The organism is Streptomyces sp. NPDC001108 (assembly GCF_053598535.1).
On sequence record NZ_JBSFKL010000011.1, the window covers coordinates 1 to 17572 of the forward strand.

15 protein-coding genes and 2 pseudogenes are annotated in these 17572 nt (G+C 72.0%); 13 read left to right on the forward strand and 4 right to left on the reverse strand.

Features of this window, described 5'->3' with window-relative positions:
- From ACWC97_RS23410 to ACWC97_RS23420, 3 genes and pseudogenes are all read left to right on the forward strand, one after another.
- Window positions 1-132: pseudogene (locus ACWC97_RS23410) on the forward strand (ketol-acid reductoisomerase); the annotation flags it as partial.
- Between the two features lie 272 nt (window positions 133-404).
- Complete coding sequence (gene serA, locus ACWC97_RS23415; protein ID WP_352276172.1) at window positions 405-1997, forward strand: phosphoglycerate dehydrogenase; 1593 nt, start codon at window positions 405-407, stop codon at window positions 1995-1997.
- 78 nt (window positions 1998-2075) lie between these two features.
- Window positions 2076-2705 carry a TetR/AcrR family transcriptional regulator gene (locus ACWC97_RS23420; protein ID WP_352276173.1) on the forward strand — a complete coding sequence of 210 codons (630 nt, stop codon included), beginning with the start codon at window positions 2076-2078 and terminating at the stop codon, window positions 2703-2705.
- A gap of 6 nt (window positions 2706-2711) precedes the next feature.
- Here ACWC97_RS23420 and ACWC97_RS23425 read toward each other — a convergent pair.
- Window positions 2712-2921, reverse strand: a pseudogene (locus ACWC97_RS23425) (nuclear transport factor 2 family protein); the annotation flags it as partial.
- Between the two features lie 91 nt (window positions 2922-3012).
- Here ACWC97_RS23425 and ACWC97_RS23430 point away from each other — a divergent pair.
- Window positions 3013-3930 (forward strand): LysR family transcriptional regulator, encoded by a 918-nt coding sequence (locus tag ACWC97_RS23430; RefSeq protein ID WP_450651380.1) that lies wholly within the window; start codon window positions 3013-3015, stop codon window positions 3928-3930.
- Here the strand turns inward: ACWC97_RS23430 and ACWC97_RS23435 are convergent.
- Window positions 3905-5047: a PucR family transcriptional regulator gene (locus ACWC97_RS23435; RefSeq protein WP_352276176.1), complete on the reverse strand. Its 1143-nt coding sequence runs from the start codon at window positions 5045-5047 to the stop codon at window positions 3905-3907. The two genes, ACWC97_RS23430 and ACWC97_RS23435, sit on opposite strands and share 26 nt — an antisense overlap.
- 179 nt (window positions 5048-5226) lie before the next feature.
- Between ACWC97_RS23435 and ACWC97_RS23440 the strand changes: the two genes are divergently transcribed.
- A complete protein-coding gene (locus tag ACWC97_RS23440; protein WP_352276178.1) occupies window positions 5227-6153 on the forward strand; it encodes a proline dehydrogenase family protein in 927 nt (308 codons plus the stop codon).
- A 47-nt stretch (window positions 6154-6200) separates the two neighbouring features.
- Entirely contained in the window at window positions 6201-7832 is a 1632-nt protein-coding gene (gene pruA, locus ACWC97_RS23445) for an L-glutamate gamma-semialdehyde dehydrogenase (RefSeq protein WP_352276180.1), read from the forward strand.
- Window positions 7833-7944: 112 nt separating this feature from the next.
- On the opposite strand, the gene ACWC97_RS23450 is transcribed toward pruA, so the two are convergent.
- Complete coding sequence (locus ACWC97_RS23450; RefSeq protein ID WP_352276181.1) at window positions 7945-8673, reverse strand: nitroreductase family protein; 729 nt, start codon at window positions 8671-8673, stop codon at window positions 7945-7947.
- Between the two features lie 486 nt (window positions 8674-9159).
- Here ACWC97_RS23450 and ACWC97_RS23455 point away from each other — a divergent pair, with 486 nt between their 5' ends.
- Complete coding sequence (locus ACWC97_RS23455) at window positions 9160-9288, forward strand: hypothetical protein (protein ID WP_352276183.1); 129 nt, start codon at window positions 9160-9162, stop codon at window positions 9286-9288.
- Window positions 9289-9301: 13 nt separating this feature from the next.
- Here the strand turns inward: ACWC97_RS23455 and ACWC97_RS23460 are convergent, their stop codons facing one another.
- Window positions 9302-10864 (reverse strand): purple acid phosphatase family protein, encoded by a 1563-nt coding sequence (locus ACWC97_RS23460; RefSeq protein WP_450651381.1) that lies wholly within the window; start codon window positions 10862-10864, stop codon window positions 9302-9304.
- 128 nt (window positions 10865-10992) lie between these two features.
- Here ACWC97_RS23460 and ACWC97_RS23465 point away from each other — a divergent pair, with 128 nt between their 5' ends.
- The 6 genes from ACWC97_RS23465 to ACWC97_RS23490 all read left to right on the forward strand — a co-directional run bounded on the left by ACWC97_RS23465 (window position 10993) and on the right by ACWC97_RS23490 (window position 17568).
- Window positions 10993-12033, forward strand: a complete 1041-nt coding sequence (locus ACWC97_RS23465; RefSeq protein WP_352276187.1) for a 3-isopropylmalate dehydrogenase — start codon at window positions 10993-10995, stop codon at window positions 12031-12033.
- A gap of 241 nt (window positions 12034-12274) precedes the next feature.
- Window positions 12275-13363 carry a branched-chain amino acid aminotransferase gene (locus ACWC97_RS23470; RefSeq protein ID WP_450651384.1) on the forward strand — a complete coding sequence of 363 codons (1089 nt, stop codon included), beginning with the start codon at window positions 12275-12277 and terminating at the stop codon, window positions 13361-13363.
- Between the two features lie 180 nt (window positions 13364-13543).
- Window positions 13544-14224: an urease subunit gamma gene (gene ureA / locus ACWC97_RS23475; RefSeq protein WP_450651386.1), complete on the forward strand. Its 681-nt coding sequence runs from the start codon at window positions 13544-13546 to the stop codon at window positions 14222-14224.
- A complete protein-coding gene (locus tag ACWC97_RS23480) occupies window positions 14221-15909 on the forward strand; it encodes an urease subunit alpha (protein ID WP_385211761.1) in 1689 nt (562 codons plus the stop codon). Before ureA ends, ACWC97_RS23480 begins: the two co-directional genes overlap by 4 nt.
- A 47-nt stretch (window positions 15910-15956) precedes the next feature.
- Window positions 15957-16958 carry an agmatine deiminase family protein gene (locus ACWC97_RS23485; protein ID WP_450651538.1) on the forward strand — a complete coding sequence of 334 codons (1002 nt, stop codon included), beginning with the start codon at window positions 15957-15959 and terminating at the stop codon, window positions 16956-16958.
- 4 nt (window positions 16959-16962) lie between these two features.
- The gene (locus tag ACWC97_RS23490; protein WP_352276194.1) at window positions 16963-17568 is read left to right on the forward strand and encodes a TetR/AcrR family transcriptional regulator; all 606 of its coding nucleotides are present in this window, start codon (window positions 16963-16965) and stop codon (window positions 17566-17568) included.
- Window positions 17569-17572: the final 4 nt, after the last annotated feature.

Genomic DNA, 17572 nt, shown 5'->3' on the forward strand with positions numbered 1-17572 from the left:
TGGATGGCCGAGTACCACAACGGCCTGCCCAAGTACAACGAGTACAAGAAGGCCGACAGCGACCACCTCCTGGAGACCACCGGCCGCGAGCTGCGCAAGCTCATGAGCTGGGTCAACGACGAGGACGCGTAGCACCCACGCCCCGGGGGCGGGCCCACCCGCCCGCCCCCGGGGCGTTCTCGTTCCCCACCGCTGGAAGTCGCGGCGTCGTACGTGTGTACAAGTCGTCCACCCCCGTGTGGGTGATCCTTCCAACGGGGCGCAATGTGCGCCCTGCTGCATGACTACACTGCTCCACACATACACGCGTCAGGCCCACAGTGTCGTGCGTCTTCCACGCGGCAAGCCCCTCCACGCCTGCGGCCGTCGGGACGGCCGTCCGCACTGGACCTGTGAGGACTCACGTGAGCTCGAAACCTGTCGTACTCATCGCTGAAGAGCTGTCGCCCGCCACGGTGGACGCGCTGGGACCCGATTTCGACATCCGGCACTGCAACGGCGCGGACCGCGCCGAGCTCCTCCCCGCGATCGCCGACGTCGACGCCATCCTGGTGCGTTCCGCGACCAAGGTCGACGCCGAGGCCATCGCCGCCGCCAAGAAGCTGAAGGTCGTCGCCCGCGCCGGTGTCGGTCTCGACAACGTCGACGTCTCCGCCGCCACCAAGGCCGGCGTGATGGTCGTGAACGCCCCGACCTCCAACATCGTCACCGCCGCCGAACTGGCGTGCGGTCTGCTGGTCGCCACCGCGCGCAACATCCCGCAGGCCAACACCGCGCTCAAGAACGGCGAGTGGAAGCGGTCCAAGTACACCGGCGTCGAGCTGAGCGAGAAGACCCTCGGTGTCGTCGGCCTCGGCCGCATCGGCGTCCTGGTCGCCCAGCGCATGTCGGCCTTCGGCATGAAGATCGTCGCGTACGACCCCTACGTGCAGCCCGCGCGGGCCGCGCAGATGGGCGTCAAGCTCCTCTCGCTCGACGAGCTGCTCCAGGTCGCCGACTTCATCACCGTGCACCTGCCCAAGACCCCCGAGACGATCGGCCTGATCGGCGACGAGGCGCTGCACAAGGTGAAGCCCTCCGTCCGTATCGTCAACGCCGCGCGCGGCGGCATCGTCGACGAGGCGGCGCTCGCCTCCGCCCTCAAGGAGGGCCGGGTCGCCGGCGCCGGGCTCGACGTGTACGCCAAGGAGCCCTGCACGGACTCCCCGCTCTTCGAGTTCGACCAGGTCGTCTGCACCCCGCACCTCGGCGCCTCCACCGACGAGGCCCAGGAGAAGGCGGGCATCGCCGTCGCCAAGTCCGTGCGCCTGGCCCTCGCCGGTGAGCTGGTGCCGGACGCGGTCAACGTCCAGGGCGGTGTGATCGCCGAGGACGTGCGCCCGGGGCTGCCGCTCGCCGAGAAGCTCGGCCGCATCTTCACCGCCCTCGCGGGCGAGGTCGCCGTCCGTCTCGACGTCGAGGTCTACGGCGAGATCACCCAGCACGACGTCAAGGTGCTCGAACTCTCCGCGCTCAAGGGCGTCTTCGAGGACGTGGTCGACGAGACCGTGTCCTATGTGAACGCCCCGCTCTTCGCGCAGGAGCGCGGTGTCGAGGTGCGCCTCACCACCAGCTCCGAGTCGCCGGAGCACCGCAACGTGGTCACCGTCCGCGGCACGCTCTCGGGCGGCGAGGAGGTCTCGGTCTCCGGCACGCTGGCCGGCCCCAAGCACCTCCAGAAGATCGTCGCCGTCGGCGAGTACGACGTGGACCTGGCCCTGGCCGACCACATGGTCGTGCTGCGCTACGAGGACCGCCCCGGTGTCGTCGGCACCGTCGGCCGCATCCTCGGCGAGGCCGGTCTGAACATCGCGGGCATGCAGGTCTCCCGGACCGGCGCGGGCGGCGAGGCGCTGGTCGTCCTCACCGTCGACGACGACGTCCCGGCCTCGGTGCTCGCCGAGATCTCCACGGAGATCGGCGCCGCCTCGGCCCGCACGGTGAACCTCACCGACTGACGGCCGTACCGCCGTCGCGTACCCGGAATCTAGACGTACGTCTTACACGTACGTCTGGACGCCGGGTACGCTGCTGTCATGGGACACCGTGAGGATCTGCTCGAAGGCGCCAAGCGCTGCCTGCTGGAGAAGGGGTACGCCCGGACGACGGCGCGGGACATCGTCGCCGCCTCCGGCACCAACCTCGCCTCCATCGGCTACCACTACGGCTCCAAGGAGGCGCTGCTCAACCTCGCCTTCCTCCAGGTGACGGAGGAGTGGGGCGACCTCCTCACCTCGCCGGAGGAGGGGGCGGAGGGTGCGGACGGCGGCGGGCCCCCGGCGCCGCTCGACCAGTTCCGCGACACCTGGCAGCGGGTGATCGCCAGCTACCCGGAGGCCCGGTCGGTCTGGCAGCTCCAGATGGAGGTCGTCTCCCGGCTGGAGAAGGACCCCGGACTGCGGGAGGCCCTGCTGGGCCCGCAGCGCGCGGGTCGGGACGGGCTCGCCGAGAACATGCTCGGCATCGACCCGGAGAAGGACCCGGAGCGGGCGAGGACGGCCGGGCTGTTCTGCCAGGCGCTGCTCATCGGCGTGATGGTCCAGTGGATGATGGACGAGGAGTCCGCCCCCTCCGCCCAGGACCTGACGGACGGCCTGAAGGTCGTGCTGGAGGGCCGCGCGGATCAGGAATGCGCCGGCCCCGGTGCGGGGCACGACGCCCCCTAGCTTCTGTCAGTGGTGCCGGTGGTACGCCTCGTTGGCGATGCGCCATTCGCCGTCCGGGCCGTGGACCAGCAGAAAGACATCGGTGAAGGTGTCCGCGCCGTGGTGGAGCGTCATCGTCGCGGTCGCCACGGAGCCGTGGACGTCGACGGCGCCGATGCGGCGGGTGCGGGCCGGTTCGTCCGGCGCCGGGTGGCCCGGGAAGAGGGCGCGGTACTCCCGCCGGCCTGCTGCGCACCGCTCCCTGCCGCAAGCGCAGATCTCGCATAAATGCCATGCGGCGCTCGCATGCCCGACACATACTGGGCCCATGGATCTGACGGTGTGGCGGACCTTTGTGACGGTGTGCCGGCTCGGTTCGCTCTCGGCGGCGGCCGCCGAACTCCACCACACGCAGTCCGCCGTGTCCCGGCAGATCTCCGGCCTCGAACGCCAGGTCGGCGCGAGTCTGATGGAGCGTCATGCGCGCGGGGTGCGTCCGACGGCGGCCGGTGAGGCGTTCCTGCGCCATGCCCGGGCCACGCTCAACGAGGCCGACCGCGCCGTGCGCGCCGCCCGGGACGCCGGGCACGGATCCGCCGCCCGGCCGCTGACCGTCGGCGCGACCCCGTCACTGGCCGCGGGGGTCGTTCCCGAGGCGGTCCGGGGGCTGCTGGAGTCCGGGGGGCCGCTCGCCTGGAGCCTCCTGCCGGGGCTGAGCGCGGACCTCTGCGCCCGTGTGCTCGACGGGGACCTCGACGTGGCCGTCGTCACCGACGCGCCGCCGGGGCTCCCCGACGACCGGCGGATCGAGCGGCGGCTCCTCGGTGTGGACGACATGGTCGTCGCCCTGCCCGCCGGACACCCGCGGGCCGGGGCGGATCCGGTACCCGTACGGGCGCTGGCCGGGGAGACCTGGGTGGAGGACAACGAGGGGGCGGCGGCGCTGCTGCGGCTCCACGCGGCCCGCGCGGGGGCCGACGCCCGCATCGATCTCGCCGCCGCCGATTTCCCCGGCAAGCTCGCCCTGGTCGCCGCCGGTCACGCCATCGCGCTGATCCCCGGGGTGCTGACGCGGGCGCTGCGCGCCGATGTCGCCACCGCCGCGCTGGTCGACCCGCCGACCCGGGGCGTCTACACGGTCACCCCGCGCCACGACCCGCACCCGGCCGCCGCGCCGCTCCTGGACCAGCTCGCCCTCGCCTTCGCGGCGGCCCGCCGGGTCAGGCTCCCAGCCGGGCGCTCTTGAGGGCCATGTGCAGCAGCAGCCGGTCCTCGCCGTCGTTCAGGTCGAGGCCGGTGAGCTGCTGGATGCGGGAGAGGCGGTAGTAGAGCGTCTGGCGGTGGACGCCGAGCGCGGCGGCCGTCCGGGACGCCTGGCCCGCGCGGTCGAGGAACACCTCGGCGGTGTGGGCCAGGTCCTTGTGCGCCGGGGCGAGCAGGGCGCGTACGGCGGGGTCCGCGCCGGTGTCGGCGGGGAGCGTGGTCAGCAGCCGGTACGGTCCGATCGCCGACCACTCGACGACCTCGCCGAACCGTTCCTCGGCCGCGGCCGCACGGGCCGCCGCCACCGCCTCGTACCAGGCCGGGGCCAGCTCCGCGAGGCCCCGGCGGGGCACCGCGATGCCGGCGGTGACCGGCCGTCCCGCGACCGCGCGCAGCCGGTCGGCGGCGGCGAACGCCGGGTCGAGCACCCCCGAGGAGCGCAGCCGCACCAGCGCGGCCAGCGCGTGCGGCGGGCCCGTCCCGACGACCGGGGCGAGCGCGGCGGCCGACGGCACCGTCCGTACCGAGGGTGGGTCCTGCGGCCAGGGCGTCACACAGACCACCGTGTGCAGCCCGTGCGCGTCCGGGCCGAGCGCCTCGGCGAGCGCGGCCGCCGCCATGTCGCGCTGCCAGCCCCGTCCGGCGGTCAGCAGCGCGCCGAACTCCCGGGACGGGTCGCTGCCCGCCCGCTCCTCCTCGGCCAGCAGCGCACCGATCCTGGCCGCCACCTCCATCGCCGCGGCCAGCCGCTCGTCGGTCGGCCCGGGGTGCCCGTCCAGCAGCCACACGTAGCCGAGCACCGCTCCCCGGTGGCGCGCCGGAAGGCAGATCCGGTCCCGGAAGACCCCGGCCTCCGGGGCGGCGGGGATGCGGACGGGGCCGGTGGCGCGGGTGATGCCGAACCCCTCGAACCAGGCGCGGACGGCCGGGGTGGAGCGGCGGGTCAGGATCGAGCGGGTGCGGACCGGGTCCATCGCGCTGTCGTCGTCGCTGTCGTGGGCACCGAAGGCGACCAGGCCGAAATCCCGGTTCTCCAGCGTCGCGGGGGCGCCGAGCAGCCCGGAGATCTCGTCGACCAGCTCCTGGTAATCGCCCTTCACCCGGCCATTCTCGCACCCCTTCAGACATATGTCTGAGAACGGGGGAGCGGATGCGTGACAGCTGTCGATGGCACACGATCGGAGCGATCCTTAGATTTCACGGTGGTTCTCCGTGCTGTACCGGTCTGTCACCCCTCGACCGATATGGCCTTCGTCCGTACTTTCCGTGGAGGTGCCCCGTGCTGGCTCCCGTGATTCTCGCCGCGTCCCGCAGCGACAAGATGCGCCGATTCATCTCGGCCGCACCCGGCACCAAGCAGGTCGTCGACCGGTTCATCGCCGGCGAGACCGTCGACCAGGTCGTGCCCGTCATCGAGGACGCCGCCGCCAAGGGCCTCGAAGTCACCCTCGACGTGGTCGGCGAGGACATCACCACCCCGGAGCAGGCCGCCGCCGCCCGCGACGCCTACCTCGAACTGATCGAGCGGCTCAAGGAGCTGGGCCTGGGCACCCGGGCCGAGATGTCCGTGAAGCTCTCCATGTTCGGCCAGTCGCTGGACGGGGGCCACGAGCTGGCGCTCGCCAACGTCCGCCCGGTCGTCGAGGCCGCCGCCGCGATCGGCACCACGGTCACCCTGGACGCCGAGGACCACACCACCCTCGACTCGATGTTCGCCATCCACGAGGAGCTGCGGAAGGACTTCCCGCAGACCGGCTGCGTGATCCAGGCCTACCTGTTCCGCACCGAGGACGACGCCCGCCGCCTGGCCGCCGCCGGCAGCCGCGTCCGCATCGTGAAGGGCGCCTACAAGGAGCCCGCCTCCGTCGCGTACCAGGACAAGGCCGAGATCGACAAGGCGTACGTCCGGATCCTGCGCACCCTCATGGACGGCGAGGGCTACCCGATGATCGGGTCGCACGACCCGCGCCTGATCGCCATCGCCCAGGAGCTGGGCCGCCGCGCCGGGCGCAAGCTGGACGAGTACGAGTTCCAGATGCTCTACGGCATCCGCAGCGAGGAGCACCTGCGGCTCGCCGCCGAGGGCCACCGGATGCGCGTCTACACCGCGTACGGCACCGACTGGTACGGCTACTTCATGCGCCGTCTCGCGGAGAAGCCGGCGAACCTGCTGTTCTTCGGCCGTTCCGTCCTGACCAAGGGCTGAGCCCTCCCCCTCCCCTCCACCTCTCTACCCAAGGAGCAACGGAAACCATGGACGCTGTGACCCAGGTCCCCGCGCCGGTCAACGAGCCGGTCCACTCCTACGCCCCGGGCTCCCCGGAGCGTGCCCGCCTGGAGGAGAAGCTCAAGGAGCTGAGCCAGAACCCGATCGAGCTGCCGATGACCATCGGCGGCGAGAAGCGGATGGGCGGCGGCGAGCGCTTCGACGTCGTGCAGCCGCACAACCACAAGGCCGTCATCGGCACGTACGCCAACGCCACGGAGCAGGACGCCAAGGACGCGGTCGACGCCGCGCTCGCCGCCGCCCCGGCCTGGCGCGCGATGTCCTTCGACGACCGTGCCGCGATCATCCTGCGCGCCGCCGAGCTGCTGTCCGGCCCGTGGCGCGAGACGATGGCCGCCTCCACCATGCTCGGCCAGTCGAAGACGGCCCAGCAGGCCGAGATCGACACCCCCTGCGAGCTCGTCGACTTCTGGCGCTTCAACGTGCACTACGCGCGCCAGATCCTGGCCGAGCAGCCGCCGGCCAACTCGACCGGCGTGTGGAACCGCATGGACCACCGCCCGCTGGAGGGCTTCGTCTACGCGATCACGCCGTTCAACTTCACGGCCATCGCGGGCAACCTGCCCACCGCCCCCGCCCTCATGGGCAACGTCGTGGTGTGGAAGCCGTCCCCGACCCAGACCCACGCCGCGGTGCTGCTGATGCAGCTCCTCGAGGAGGCCGGTCTGCCCAAGGGCGTCATCAACCTGGTGACCGGCGACGGCCTCGCCGTCTCCGAGGTCGCGCTGAACCACCGCGACCTGGCCGGGATCCACTTCACCGGCTCGACCCCCACCTTCCAGCACCTGTGGAAGACGGTCGGCAACAACATCGCCAACTACCGCACCTACCCGCGGCTCGTCGGCGAGACCGGTGGCAAGGACTTCGTCGTCGCCCACCCGTCGGCCGACCGGGCCGTCCTGAAGACCGCGCTGACCCGTGGCTCCTTCGAGTTCCAGGGCCAGAAGTGCTCGGCCTCCTCGCGGGCGTACATCCCGGCCTCCATCTGGAACTCCGGTTTCAAGGAGACCTTCGCCGCCGAGGTCGACTCGATCACCATGGGCGACGTCACCGACCTGTCGAACTTCATCGGCGCCGTCATCGACGACCGTTCGTTCGCCAAGAACAAGGCCGCGATCGACCGGGCCAAGGCCGACCCGAGCTGCACGATCGTCGCGGGCGGCACGTACGACGACTCGGTGGGCTACTTCGTCCGCCCGACCGTCATCGAGTGCACCGACCCGGAGAACGAGGTCTTCACGACCGAGTACTTCGGCCCGATCCTCGCCGTGCACGTCTACGAGGACGACAAGTACGACGAGATGCTGGAGCAGATGGAGTCGGTCTCCGACTACGCGCTGACCGGTTCCGTCATCGCCAACGACCGCGCCGCCGCCGCGCACACGATGGAGAAGCTGCGGTACGCCGCGGGCAACTTCTACATCAACGACAAGTCGACCGGTGCCGTCGTCGGCCAGCAGCCCTTCGGTGGCGGCCGGGCCTCGGGCACCAACGACAAGGCGGGCGCCCCGCAGAACCTCCAGCGCTGGACCCTGACCCGGGCCATCAAGGAGACCCTGGTCCCGCCGACCGACTACACCTACCCCCACCAGGGCTGACACCCCACGGGGCGCCCCACCCCGGCGCCCCTCCCGTGAACTCCGCCTCCCGCCCGGTTCCCCTGCCGGCCGGGAGGCGGTTTCCATGTCCGGGCCCGTGCGGGCCCCGGTCTCAGATCTCCACGAGCACCTGGTCGAGCGACTTGCGGACCAGGCCGGGCACCTCGCAGTCCTCGGCCGGGTAGCCGATCGGGATCACCGCGAACGCCTTCTCGTTCTCCGGGCGGCCGAGCACCTCGCGCAGGAAGCGCATCGGGCTCGGGGTGTGGATCAGCGCCGCCAGCCCCGACTGGTGCAGGGCGCTCAGCAACATGCCGACCGCGATCCCGACCGACTCGTCGACGTAGTAGTGCTTGTGCCGGGTGCCGTCCTCGCCGACCCAGTACCGCTGCTGGAACACCACGAGCAGTGCCGGGGCGTCGGTCATGTGGGTCTTGACCGCGTCGGTGCCCAGCGGGCGCAGCGCGGCCAGCCACTCCTCGCCGAGCCGCCCGTCGTAGCTGATCCGCTCCTCGTTCTCGGCCGCCTCCCGGATGCGCCGGCGCACCTCGGGGTCCTTGACCAGGACGAAGGTCCACGGCTGCTGGTGGGCGCCGGACGGCGCGGTCGCGGCGCAGGCGATCGCGTCCCGGACGGCCTGCTCGGGCACGGGGTCGGGGGAGAAGCTGCGCACGGTCCTGCGCTCGTCCATCCGCCGCCGCAGCCGGGCGGCGGTGGCGAGGGACTCGTCGGCCGCCATCCGCTCGGGGCGGTAGGGGACCGGCTCGTAGGGTGCGCCGTGGATGGGCGTCCACTGCGGGGGTGCGGCGGTGGCGGCCGTGGCGGCCGTGGTGTCGGACATGGCGGCAGTGTGGCGGATCATGACTGGTCCGGACCAGGGTGCGACGGACCGGAGGCCGGGCTTCCGGGGGTGTCGCGGTGCCGGGAACGTCATGCGGCGGGCATATTGCCGGGTTCCTGCCGGTCAACTGCCTGCTGCGTGGAGGCCGACCCCGTCACCCCCGTTGAGCAGGGACGATGTCGATTCCTCCGGGCGATCGGGCGGCCGGTGGGAGAGGTTCGGGCCGCGCGCCCGTCTCAGATAGTAGGAAGTCCGAGTAACTGTGGAGACAGACCGGCCCGGCTGCCCTAGCTTTGTAGAAGCCGAACGTCACGCTCGATCCAGCGACTGGCGGTCGTGAGCGCGCGCCTCGCGCAGGCAACCCCTGCGGCGCGTGTTCCCCGCCCTTCCGGCGCCTCGAAATCCTGATCTCGAAATCAGCTTCACGATCTTCGATCCTCGATCTTCGATCTCGAAATCCCCGTGATCTCAAGGAGTCGATCCATCATGGTCCAGACCACCCTCCGCCGTGTCCGCCGTTCCCACCGCCCGACCGAGTCGGAGCGCCGGAACGCCGCCGCCGCCCTCCAGCGCGCCCTCGACCGCAGGGACAACGGCGGCTCCACCGGACACTGACGACCGGCCCCGGTCAGCCCCGGGCGATCTCGAAGTGGTCGATGCGCTCGCCCGACTCGGCGAGCGCCGACACCTCCATCCGGGGGTGGCGGCCGGGTTCGACCGCCACGGCCAGGAACGAGAACCCGGTGTAGCGCACCCGGGACCACTCCACGGTCTCGGCCGCCCTCCCGCCTCCCCTGACCGTGTGGAACGTGTCCACGCTCTCCCGCTCGGCGGGGTGGCCCTCGTAGCTGTCCGGAACCGCGAAACGCATCAGCGCCCTTCCCCCGCCGCCCGCGGTGACGTACACGATGCCGTCCCGGGCCGGGTCGACGCGTTCGCCGATCGGCACCGTGCGCCGGACGGCGCCGTTCAGGATCGCGTCGGTACGTTCGTAGACGTGGTTGTGGCCGTTGACGACCAGGTCCACCCGGTGCTTCTCGAAGAGCGGTACCCAGGCGTCGCGCACCCCGCCGTCGGAGGCGTGCACGCTGGACGTCGAGAAGGCGCAGTGGTGGAAGAAGACCACGACGAAGTCGATGTCGTGGTGGGCCCGCAGCTCCCCCAGGCGCCGGTCCAGCCAGCGGGTCTGACGGCCGTCGCTGATCCCGAAGTTGGCCGGGATCTCGTACGAGACGTCATTGGCGTCCAGCGCGACGACGGCCACGTTCCCGTGGACGAAGGAGTAGGCGCCGGGCAGGTTCACCGGGTCCGGGCCGTTGCCGGGCAGTGACCAGCGGGCGTTCTGGCCGCCGTAGCCGTCCGGTGAGTACCACGCCTCCATGTCGTGGTTGCCGGTGGTGACCATCCACGGCACCGTCTTGGCCACCGTCTCGGTCTGCGCCAGGTACTGGTCCCAGGTGCGGGCGTCGTAGCCGTCGATGGGGCGCCCCGAACCGAACGGGTCCGCGTAGCAGAGGTCGCCCGCGTGCAGGTGGAAGGCCGGGCCCTGACCGAGGATCAGCTGGTCGTTGCCGAGCGCGTCGTAGCTGACGCCCTGGTCGCCGAAGGCGGTGAAGGTGAAGGGCTCCGCACGCTCGGGCGCGGTGGTGAAGGTGCCGAGCGTGCCCAGGTTGCGGGCGTCTGCGGGGTCGAAGCCTTCGTGTCCGACCCCGTAGTAGTACGTGGTGCCCGGCCGCAGCCGCTCCAGGCGCGCGTGCAGATAGAACTGCTCGGCCGCGGCGATCTTCCCGCCGTTCAGCTCCGGGGTGGTCAGATGGCGGACCTCGGCGTCGATCCGGCGGCTCAGCGCCCACGGCTGGAGGCCGATGCGCAGAAAGGGCCGCTCCACCGCGAACGGGACCTGCCAGCCGACCGACATCCGCGTCCTCGGGTCGGCGCCGTACGCCAGATGCCGGCCGAACGGGGCCACCAGCGAACCGTCCACCCGGGTGGAGGCGCGGGGCGCGGTGAGCACGGTGGGGGCGGCCTGGGCGGGCCGGGCTGCGAGCCCGGCGCCGGTGACGGCGGCGGTCGCCACGCCCGCGCGGAGCGCGCCGCGCCGGGTCGGCCGGGTGCGCAGGTACGCGTGCTGCTCGGCCATGCTCATCCGGGCGGCGAGCTTCTCGGGGATTCCGAAACGGGGGATGTCCATGGAACAGAACATCCGCCCGTCGGCCGACGCTGTCCGGCCGTCCGGGCGAACGGCACACGTACGGCCCATCTGTGTCCGCATGGTGGACGCTACATGTCATGGAGTGGGACGAGCAGTAGGGTGCGTCCATGTCTTCCAGCATCAATCTCGCAGTGATCCCCGGTGACGGTATCGGCCAGGAGGTCGTGGCCCAGGGACTCAAGGTCCTCCGCGCCGCCCTCCCGCAGGACGTGAAGCTGGAGACCAAGGAGTACGACCTCGGCGCCCGGCGCTGGCACCGCACCGGTGAGACCCTCCCGGACGCGGAGCTCGAAGCCCTCAAGGGCCACGACGCCATCCTGCTCGGCGCGATCGGCGACCCCTCCGTGCCGTCCGGCGTCCTGGAGCGCGGGCTCCTGCTGAAGCTGCGGTTCGCCTTCGACCACTTCATCAACCTGCGTCCCTCCAAGCTCTTCCCGAACACCGCGAGCCCGCTGGCCGGTCGCCCGGACATCGACTTCGTCGTCGTCCGCGAGGGCACCGAGGGCCCGTACACCGGCAACGGCGGCTCGCTGCGCACCGGCACCCCCGCCGAGGTCGCCACCGAGGTCAGCGTGAACACGGCGTACGGCGTCGAGCGGGTCGTCCGCGACGCCTTCGCGCGGGCGAACGCCCGCCCGCGCAAGAAGCTGACGCTGGTCCACAAGAACAACGTCCTGGTCTACGCGGGCCACCTCTGGAAGAACACCTTCGACCGGATCGCGGCCGAGTACCCCGAGGTCACCACCGACTACCTGCACGTCGACGCCGCGACGATCTTCTTCGTCACCCAGCCGGAGCGCTTCGACGTCATCGTCACCGACAACCTCTTCGGCGACATCCTCACCGACCTCGCCGCCGCCGTGACCGGCGGTATCGGTCTGGCCGCCTCCGGCAACATCAACCCGACGGGCGCCTTCCCGTCGATGTTCGAGCCCGTCCACGGCTCCGCGCCCGACATCGCGGGCCAGGGCAAGGCCGACCCGACCGCCACGGTCCTCTCCGTCGCCCTCCTGCTGCGCCACCTCGGCCACGAGTCCGCGGCCGCGCGCATCGAGGACGCCGTCTCCGCCGATCTCGCGGAGCGCGACGGTTCGAACCGCACGACCGAACAGATCGGCGACGCGCTCGCGGTACGCGTAGCGGGCTGACCCGACGACTCCACTTCGAAGCCGCCGGGTAGCAGCCGCACCCGGCGGCTTCACCTGCGCCGTTCCGGGTGCCACCATCGACCACCGGACCGTGTTTCCGTCATGCTTTCCGCACGGCCGCCCGGGAGCGATAATCGAACGGGGCCGCGCCTCGAACGAAAGCTCGGGCGTCCTCGCACCCGCCCGGCGGGAGCGGCGTGAACGCGGTCCAGCCCATACAACCGGTGAAGGACACGCACTCATGACGACGCCCACGATCGAGCTCAAGCCCTCCTCGAACCCCCTGTCCGAAGCGGAGCGCGAGGCCAGCATGGTCAACCCCGGTTTCGGCCGCCGTTTCACCGACCACATGGTGACGATCCGCTGGACCGAGGGGCGCGGCTGGCACGACGGCGAGCTCGTCCCCTACGGCCCGCTGTCGCTCGACCCGGCCACCACCGTCTTCCACTACGCCCAGGAGATCTTCGAGGGCCTCAAGGCGTACCGCCGCCCCGACGGCAGCGTCGCCACCTTCCGCCCCGAGGCCAACGCCAAGCGCTTCCAGGCGTCCGCCCGCCGGCTGGCCATGCCGGAGCTGCCCGTCGAGACCTTCATCGAGGCCTGTGACGCGCTGGTCCAGCAGGACAAGGCATGGGTGCCCGCGCACGGCGGCGAGGAGTCCCTCTACCTGCGCCCGTTCATGATCGCGACCGAGGTCGGCCTCGGGGTGAAGCCCGCCAACGAGTACCTGTTCGCGGTGATCGCCTCGCCCGCGGGCGCCTACTTCCCCGGTGGTGTGAAGCCGGTCTCCATCTGGCTCTCCGAGGACCGGGTGCGCGCCGTTCCCGGCGGCATGGGCGACGCCAAGACCGGCGGCAACTACGCCGCGTCCCTGCTCGCCCAGGCCGAGGCCGCCGAGAAGGGCTGCGACCAGGTCGCCTACCTCGACGCGATCGAGCACAAGTGGGTCGAGGAGCTCGGCGGGATGAACCTGTACTTCGTGTACGGGAACAAGATCGTCACCCCGGCGCTGACCGGCTCGCTGCTCGCCGGAGTCACCCGCGACTCGCTGCTCCAGGTCGCCCGCGACCTCGGCTACGAGTCCGAGGAGGGCCGCGTCTCCATCGACCAGTGGCGCGAGGACAGTGCGAACGGCAGCCTCACCGAGGTCTTCGCCTGCGGCACCGCCGCCGTCATCACCCCCGTCGGCACCGTCAAGTGCACGGGCGCCGAGTGGGTCCAGGGCGACGGCACGCCCGGCGAGGTCACGATGAAGCTGCGCGAGCGGCTGCTCGACATCCAGCGCGGCACCGTCGAGGACACCCACGGCTGGATGCACCCCCTGGGCTGACCGTCCCGATCCCGGGCCCGGTCCGGGGCTTACGTGTGAAAGCCGCGCCAGGCGTCCCAGCCGGCGCGGCTTCCGCATGCCCGGGGGAGGGTCGGGCATCCGGAGTAGGGCCTCTCACATTTTTAGAGTGGCGCTCTAACCTTGAGTTAGAGTGACGCTCTAACCGAGAGGCGGGGAGACATGAGACTGACTCCGACGGAACGTGACCGGCTGCTGCTGTTCAGCGCCGCCGAGCTGGCCCGTGCCCGCCGCGCCCGCGGGCTCCGGCTCAATGTCCCCGAGGCCACCGCCCTGATCGCGGACACCGTCTGCGAGGCGGCCCGCGACGGGCTCCGGCTGGCCGAGGCGATCGAGGCGGCCCGCTCGGTGCTCGGCCCCGACGACGTGCTGCCGGGCGTCGCCGACGTCGTCACCGAGGTCCATGTGGAGGCCGTCTTCGACGACGGCTCGCGGCTCGCCGTGGTGTCCCGGCCGCTCGGCGACGGGCTGGGCGACGAGGCCCCCGGGGCCGTCCTGCCCGGACCGGCCGTGCCCGAGCCGGAGCCCGCGGTACGGCTGACCGTCCGCAACACCGCGGCCGTGCCGGTCTCGGTGACCTCGCACTTCCACTTCTTCGAGGCCAACCCCCGGCTCGACTTCGCCCGCGCCGACGCCTACGGGATGCGGCTCTGCGTCCCCGCCGGGTCCTCCGTGCGGTTCGGGCCGGGCGAGAGCGTCGAGGTCGGGCTCGTACCGATCGGCGGCGAGCGGATCGCGATCGGCTTCGCCGGACTGGTGGACGGGCCGCTGGACGCGCCCGGCGCACGCGAGGAGGCGCTGCGGCGCGCGGCCGCCTGTGGATACCTGGGAGCTGAACGATGAGCATCGACCCGTACGAGTACGCCTCCGTCCACGGACCGCGCGCCGGTGACCGGGTGAGGCTCGGCGACTCCGGGCTGACCGTCCGCGTCGAGTCCGACGCCCAGGCGTACGGCGAGGAGTTCCTCGCGGGCTTCGGCAAGACCGCCCGCGACGGCCTCCACCTCAAGGCCGCCGCGGTCCGCGACACCTGCGACGTCGTCATCAGCAACGTCCTGGTCATCGACGCCGTGCAGGGCATCCGCAAGGTGTCGATCGGCATCCGCGAGGGCCGGATCGCCGCGATCGGCCGGGCCGGGAACCCGGACACCCTGGACGGTGTCGACGTGGTCGTCGGCACCGGCACCACCATCGTCTCCGGCGAGGGCATGATCGCCACGGCGGGCGCCGTCGACACCCATGTCCACCTGCTCTCGCCGCGGATCATGGAGGCGTCGCTCGCCTCCGGCGTCACCACGATCATCGGCCAGGAGTTCGGCCCGGTCTGGGGCGTCGGCGTCAACTCGCCCTGGGCGCTGCGCCACGCCTTCAACGCCTTCGACGCCTGGCCGGTCAACATCGGCTTCCTGGGCCGGGGCTCGTCCTCCCACCAGGCTCCGCTGGTCGAGGCGCTGGCGGAGGGCGGGGCCTGCGGTTTCAAGGTCCACGAGGACATGGGCGCCCACACCCGCGCCCTGGACACCGCGCTGCGGGTCGCCGAGGAGCACGACGTCCAGGTCGCCCTGCACAGCGACGGGCTGAACGAGTGCCTGTCGGTCGAGGACACCCTCCGCGTCCTGGAGGGCCGTACGATCCACGCCTTCCACATCGAGGGCTGCGGCGGCGGGCACGTCCCCAACGTCCTGAAGATGGCGGGCGTGGCCAACGTCATCGGCTCGTCCACCAACCCGACGCTGCCCTTCGGCCGGGACGCGGTCGCCGAGCACTACGGGATGATCGTCTCCGTACACGACCTCAAGACCGACCTGCCCGGCGACGCCGCGATGGCCCGTGACCGCATCCGCGCCGGGACGATGGGCGCCGAGGACGTCCTGCACGACCTGGGCGCCATCGGCATCACCTCCTCCGACGCGCAGGGCATGGGCCGGGCCGGTGAGACGGTGCGCCGCACCTTCGCGATGGCCGGGAAGATGAAGGCGGAGCTGGGCCCGATGGAGGGCGACGGTCCGGGCGACGACAACGCCCGGGTGCTGCGCTACATCGCCAAGCTGACCATCAACCCCGCCATCGCCCACGGCCTCTCCCACGAGGTCGGCTCCATCGAGACCGGCAAGCTGGCCGACATCGTGCTGTGGCGGCCCGAGTTCTTCGGCGCCAAGCCGCAGCTGGTCCTGAAGGCCGGCTTCCCCGCGTACGGGGTCACCGGTGACCCCAACGCCGCCACCGACACCTGCGAACCCCTGGTCCTCGGGCCGCAGTTCGGGGCGCACGGGGCCACCGCCGCCGACCTCTCCGTGGCCTTCGTCTCGCAGGCGGCGGCCCAGCTCGGCGCCGACGGGATGCCCACCCGGCGCCGCCGCGTCGGCGTGCGCGGCACCCGCGGCATCGGACCCGGCGACCTGGTCCACAACTCCCGCACCGGGGAGGTCGCCGTGGACGCCCGCAGCGGCCTGGTCACCCTGGACGGCGACCCGCTGCGCTCCGAGCCGGCCGACTCCGTCTCCCTCAACCGCCTCTACTTCCTCTGACACCTCCGCCGAACCGCAGACCCCAAGGACCCGCAGTGACCTTCCGCATGCCCCCCGAGTGGGCCCCGCACGAACGCACCTGGATGGCCTGGCCCGGCCCCAACCCGACCTTCGAGTCCGAGGCCGAACTGGCCGCCGCCCGGGACGCCTGGGCCGCCGTCGCCCGCGCCGTGCGCCGCTTCGAGCCGGTCACCGTGGTCGTCGGCCCCGGCCAGGAGGACGGCGCCCGCGCCCTGCTCGGCCCGGACGTGGAGATCGCCGTACGCCCCCTGGACGACGCCTGGATGCGGGACATCGGCCCCACCTTCGTCACCGACGGGACGCGACTGGCCGCCGTCGACTGGACGTTCAACGGCTGGGGCGCCCAGGGCTGGGCCCGCTGGGAGCACGACCAGCACATCGCCCGCGCCGTCGCCGAGCTCGCCGACGTCCCCGTGCACAGCTCCCGGCTGGTCAACGAGGGCGGCGCGATCCACGTGGACGGCGAGGGCACCGTCCTGCTCACCGAGACCGTCCAGCTCGGCAAGGAACGCAACCCCGACTGGACCCGCGAGCAGGTCGAGTCCGAGATCCACGCCCGCCTCGGCACCGAGAAGGCGATCTGGCTGCCGCGCGGCCTGGCCGGCGACTACGGCGACTACGGCACCCTCGGCCACGTCGACATCGTCGCCGCCTTCGCCCGCCCCGGCACCGTCGTCGTCCACGTCCAGCCCGACCCGGCCCACCCCGACCACGAGGTCACCCGGGAGACCGTGCGCATCCTGCGCGGGGCCACCGACGCCCGGGGCCGCTCGCTGGAGGTCGTCGAGGTCAAGGCGCCCACCGTGCTCAAGGAGGACGGGGAGTGGGTCGACTACTCCTACATCAACCACTACCTCTGCAACGGCGGCGTGGTCCTCTGCGCCTTCGACGACCCGCGCGACCAGGAAGCGGCCGCCGTCTTCGGCGAGCTCTTCCCCGACCGCACGGTCACCCTCGTCGACGCGCGTACGATCTTCGCCGGCGGTGGAGGCATCCACTGCATCACCCAGCAGCAGCCGAAGGTCTGACACCGTGCCCCCCGAGCCCCGCCGCCGCAACACCGCCCCGCCCCGCGAGGAACTGCTGGCCGCCGCCATGGCGACCATCGCCGAACGCGGACTGGACGGCCTCACGATGGCCGGGCTCGGGCGCGAGGTCAGGATGAGCAGCGGACACCTCCTCTACTACTTCCGGACCAAGGACGAGCTGCTGCTCCAGACCCTGGAGTGGAGCGAGGAGCGGCTCGGGGCCCGGCGGCGCGCCCTGCTGTCCGGACCGGGTACCGCCCGCGAACAGCTCGACGGGTACATCGGCCTCTACCTCCCCGACGGCCCCGGCGACCCGCACTGGACGCTCTGGCTGGAGGTGTGGAACCGCTCGCGGAACGCGGACGACGACGCCCGCGCCCGGCAGGCCGCCATCGAGGAGGCATGGCAGCGCGACCTGGTGGAGCTGCTGGCGCGGGGCACGGCGGCCGGGGAGTTCCGCCCGGTCGACGCCGGTCGGTTCGCGGCCCGGCTGCGCGCCCTGCTCGACGGCTTCAGCGTGCATGTCGCGGTCGGCCTCCCCGGCACCGGACGGGACCAGGTCCTCGACCGGGTCGGGGAGTTCGTCGAGGAGTCGCTGCTCGCCCGGTGAGGCC

Coding starts and splice junctions, on each gene's coding strand:
- ACWC97_RS23420 (WP_352276173.1), top strand. CDS start 2,076: ATGGGACACCGTGAGGATCTGCTCGAAGGCGCCAAGCGCTGCCTGCTG.
- ACWC97_RS23430 (WP_450651380.1), top strand. CDS start 3,013: ATGGATCTGACGGTGTGGCGGACCTTTGTGACGGTGTGCCGGCTCGGT.
- pruA (WP_352276180.1), top strand. CDS start 6,201: ATGGACGCTGTGACCCAGGTCCCCGCGCCGGTCAACGAGCCGGTCCAC.
- ACWC97_RS23450 (WP_352276181.1), bottom strand. CDS start 8,673: ATGTCCGACACCACGGCCGCCACGGCCGCCACCGCCGCACCCCCGCAG.
- ACWC97_RS23455 (WP_352276183.1), top strand. CDS start 9,160: ATGGTCCAGACCACCCTCCGCCGTGTCCGCCGTTCCCACCGCCCGACC.
- ACWC97_RS23460 (WP_450651381.1), bottom strand. CDS start 10,864: ATGGACATCCCCCGTTTCGGAATCCCCGAGAAGCTCGCCGCCCGGATG.
- ACWC97_RS23465 (WP_352276187.1), top strand. CDS start 10,993: ATGTCTTCCAGCATCAATCTCGCAGTGATCCCCGGTGACGGTATCGGC.
- ACWC97_RS23470 (WP_450651384.1), top strand. CDS start 12,275: ATGACGACGCCCACGATCGAGCTCAAGCCCTCCTCGAACCCCCTGTCC.
- ureA (WP_450651386.1), top strand. CDS start 13,544: ATGAGACTGACTCCGACGGAACGTGACCGGCTGCTGCTGTTCAGCGCC.
- ACWC97_RS23480 (WP_385211761.1), top strand. CDS start 14,221: ATGAGCATCGACCCGTACGAGTACGCCTCCGTCCACGGACCGCGCGCC.
- ACWC97_RS23485 (WP_450651538.1), top strand. CDS start 15,957: ATGCCCCCCGAGTGGGCCCCGCACGAACGCACCTGGATGGCCTGGCCC.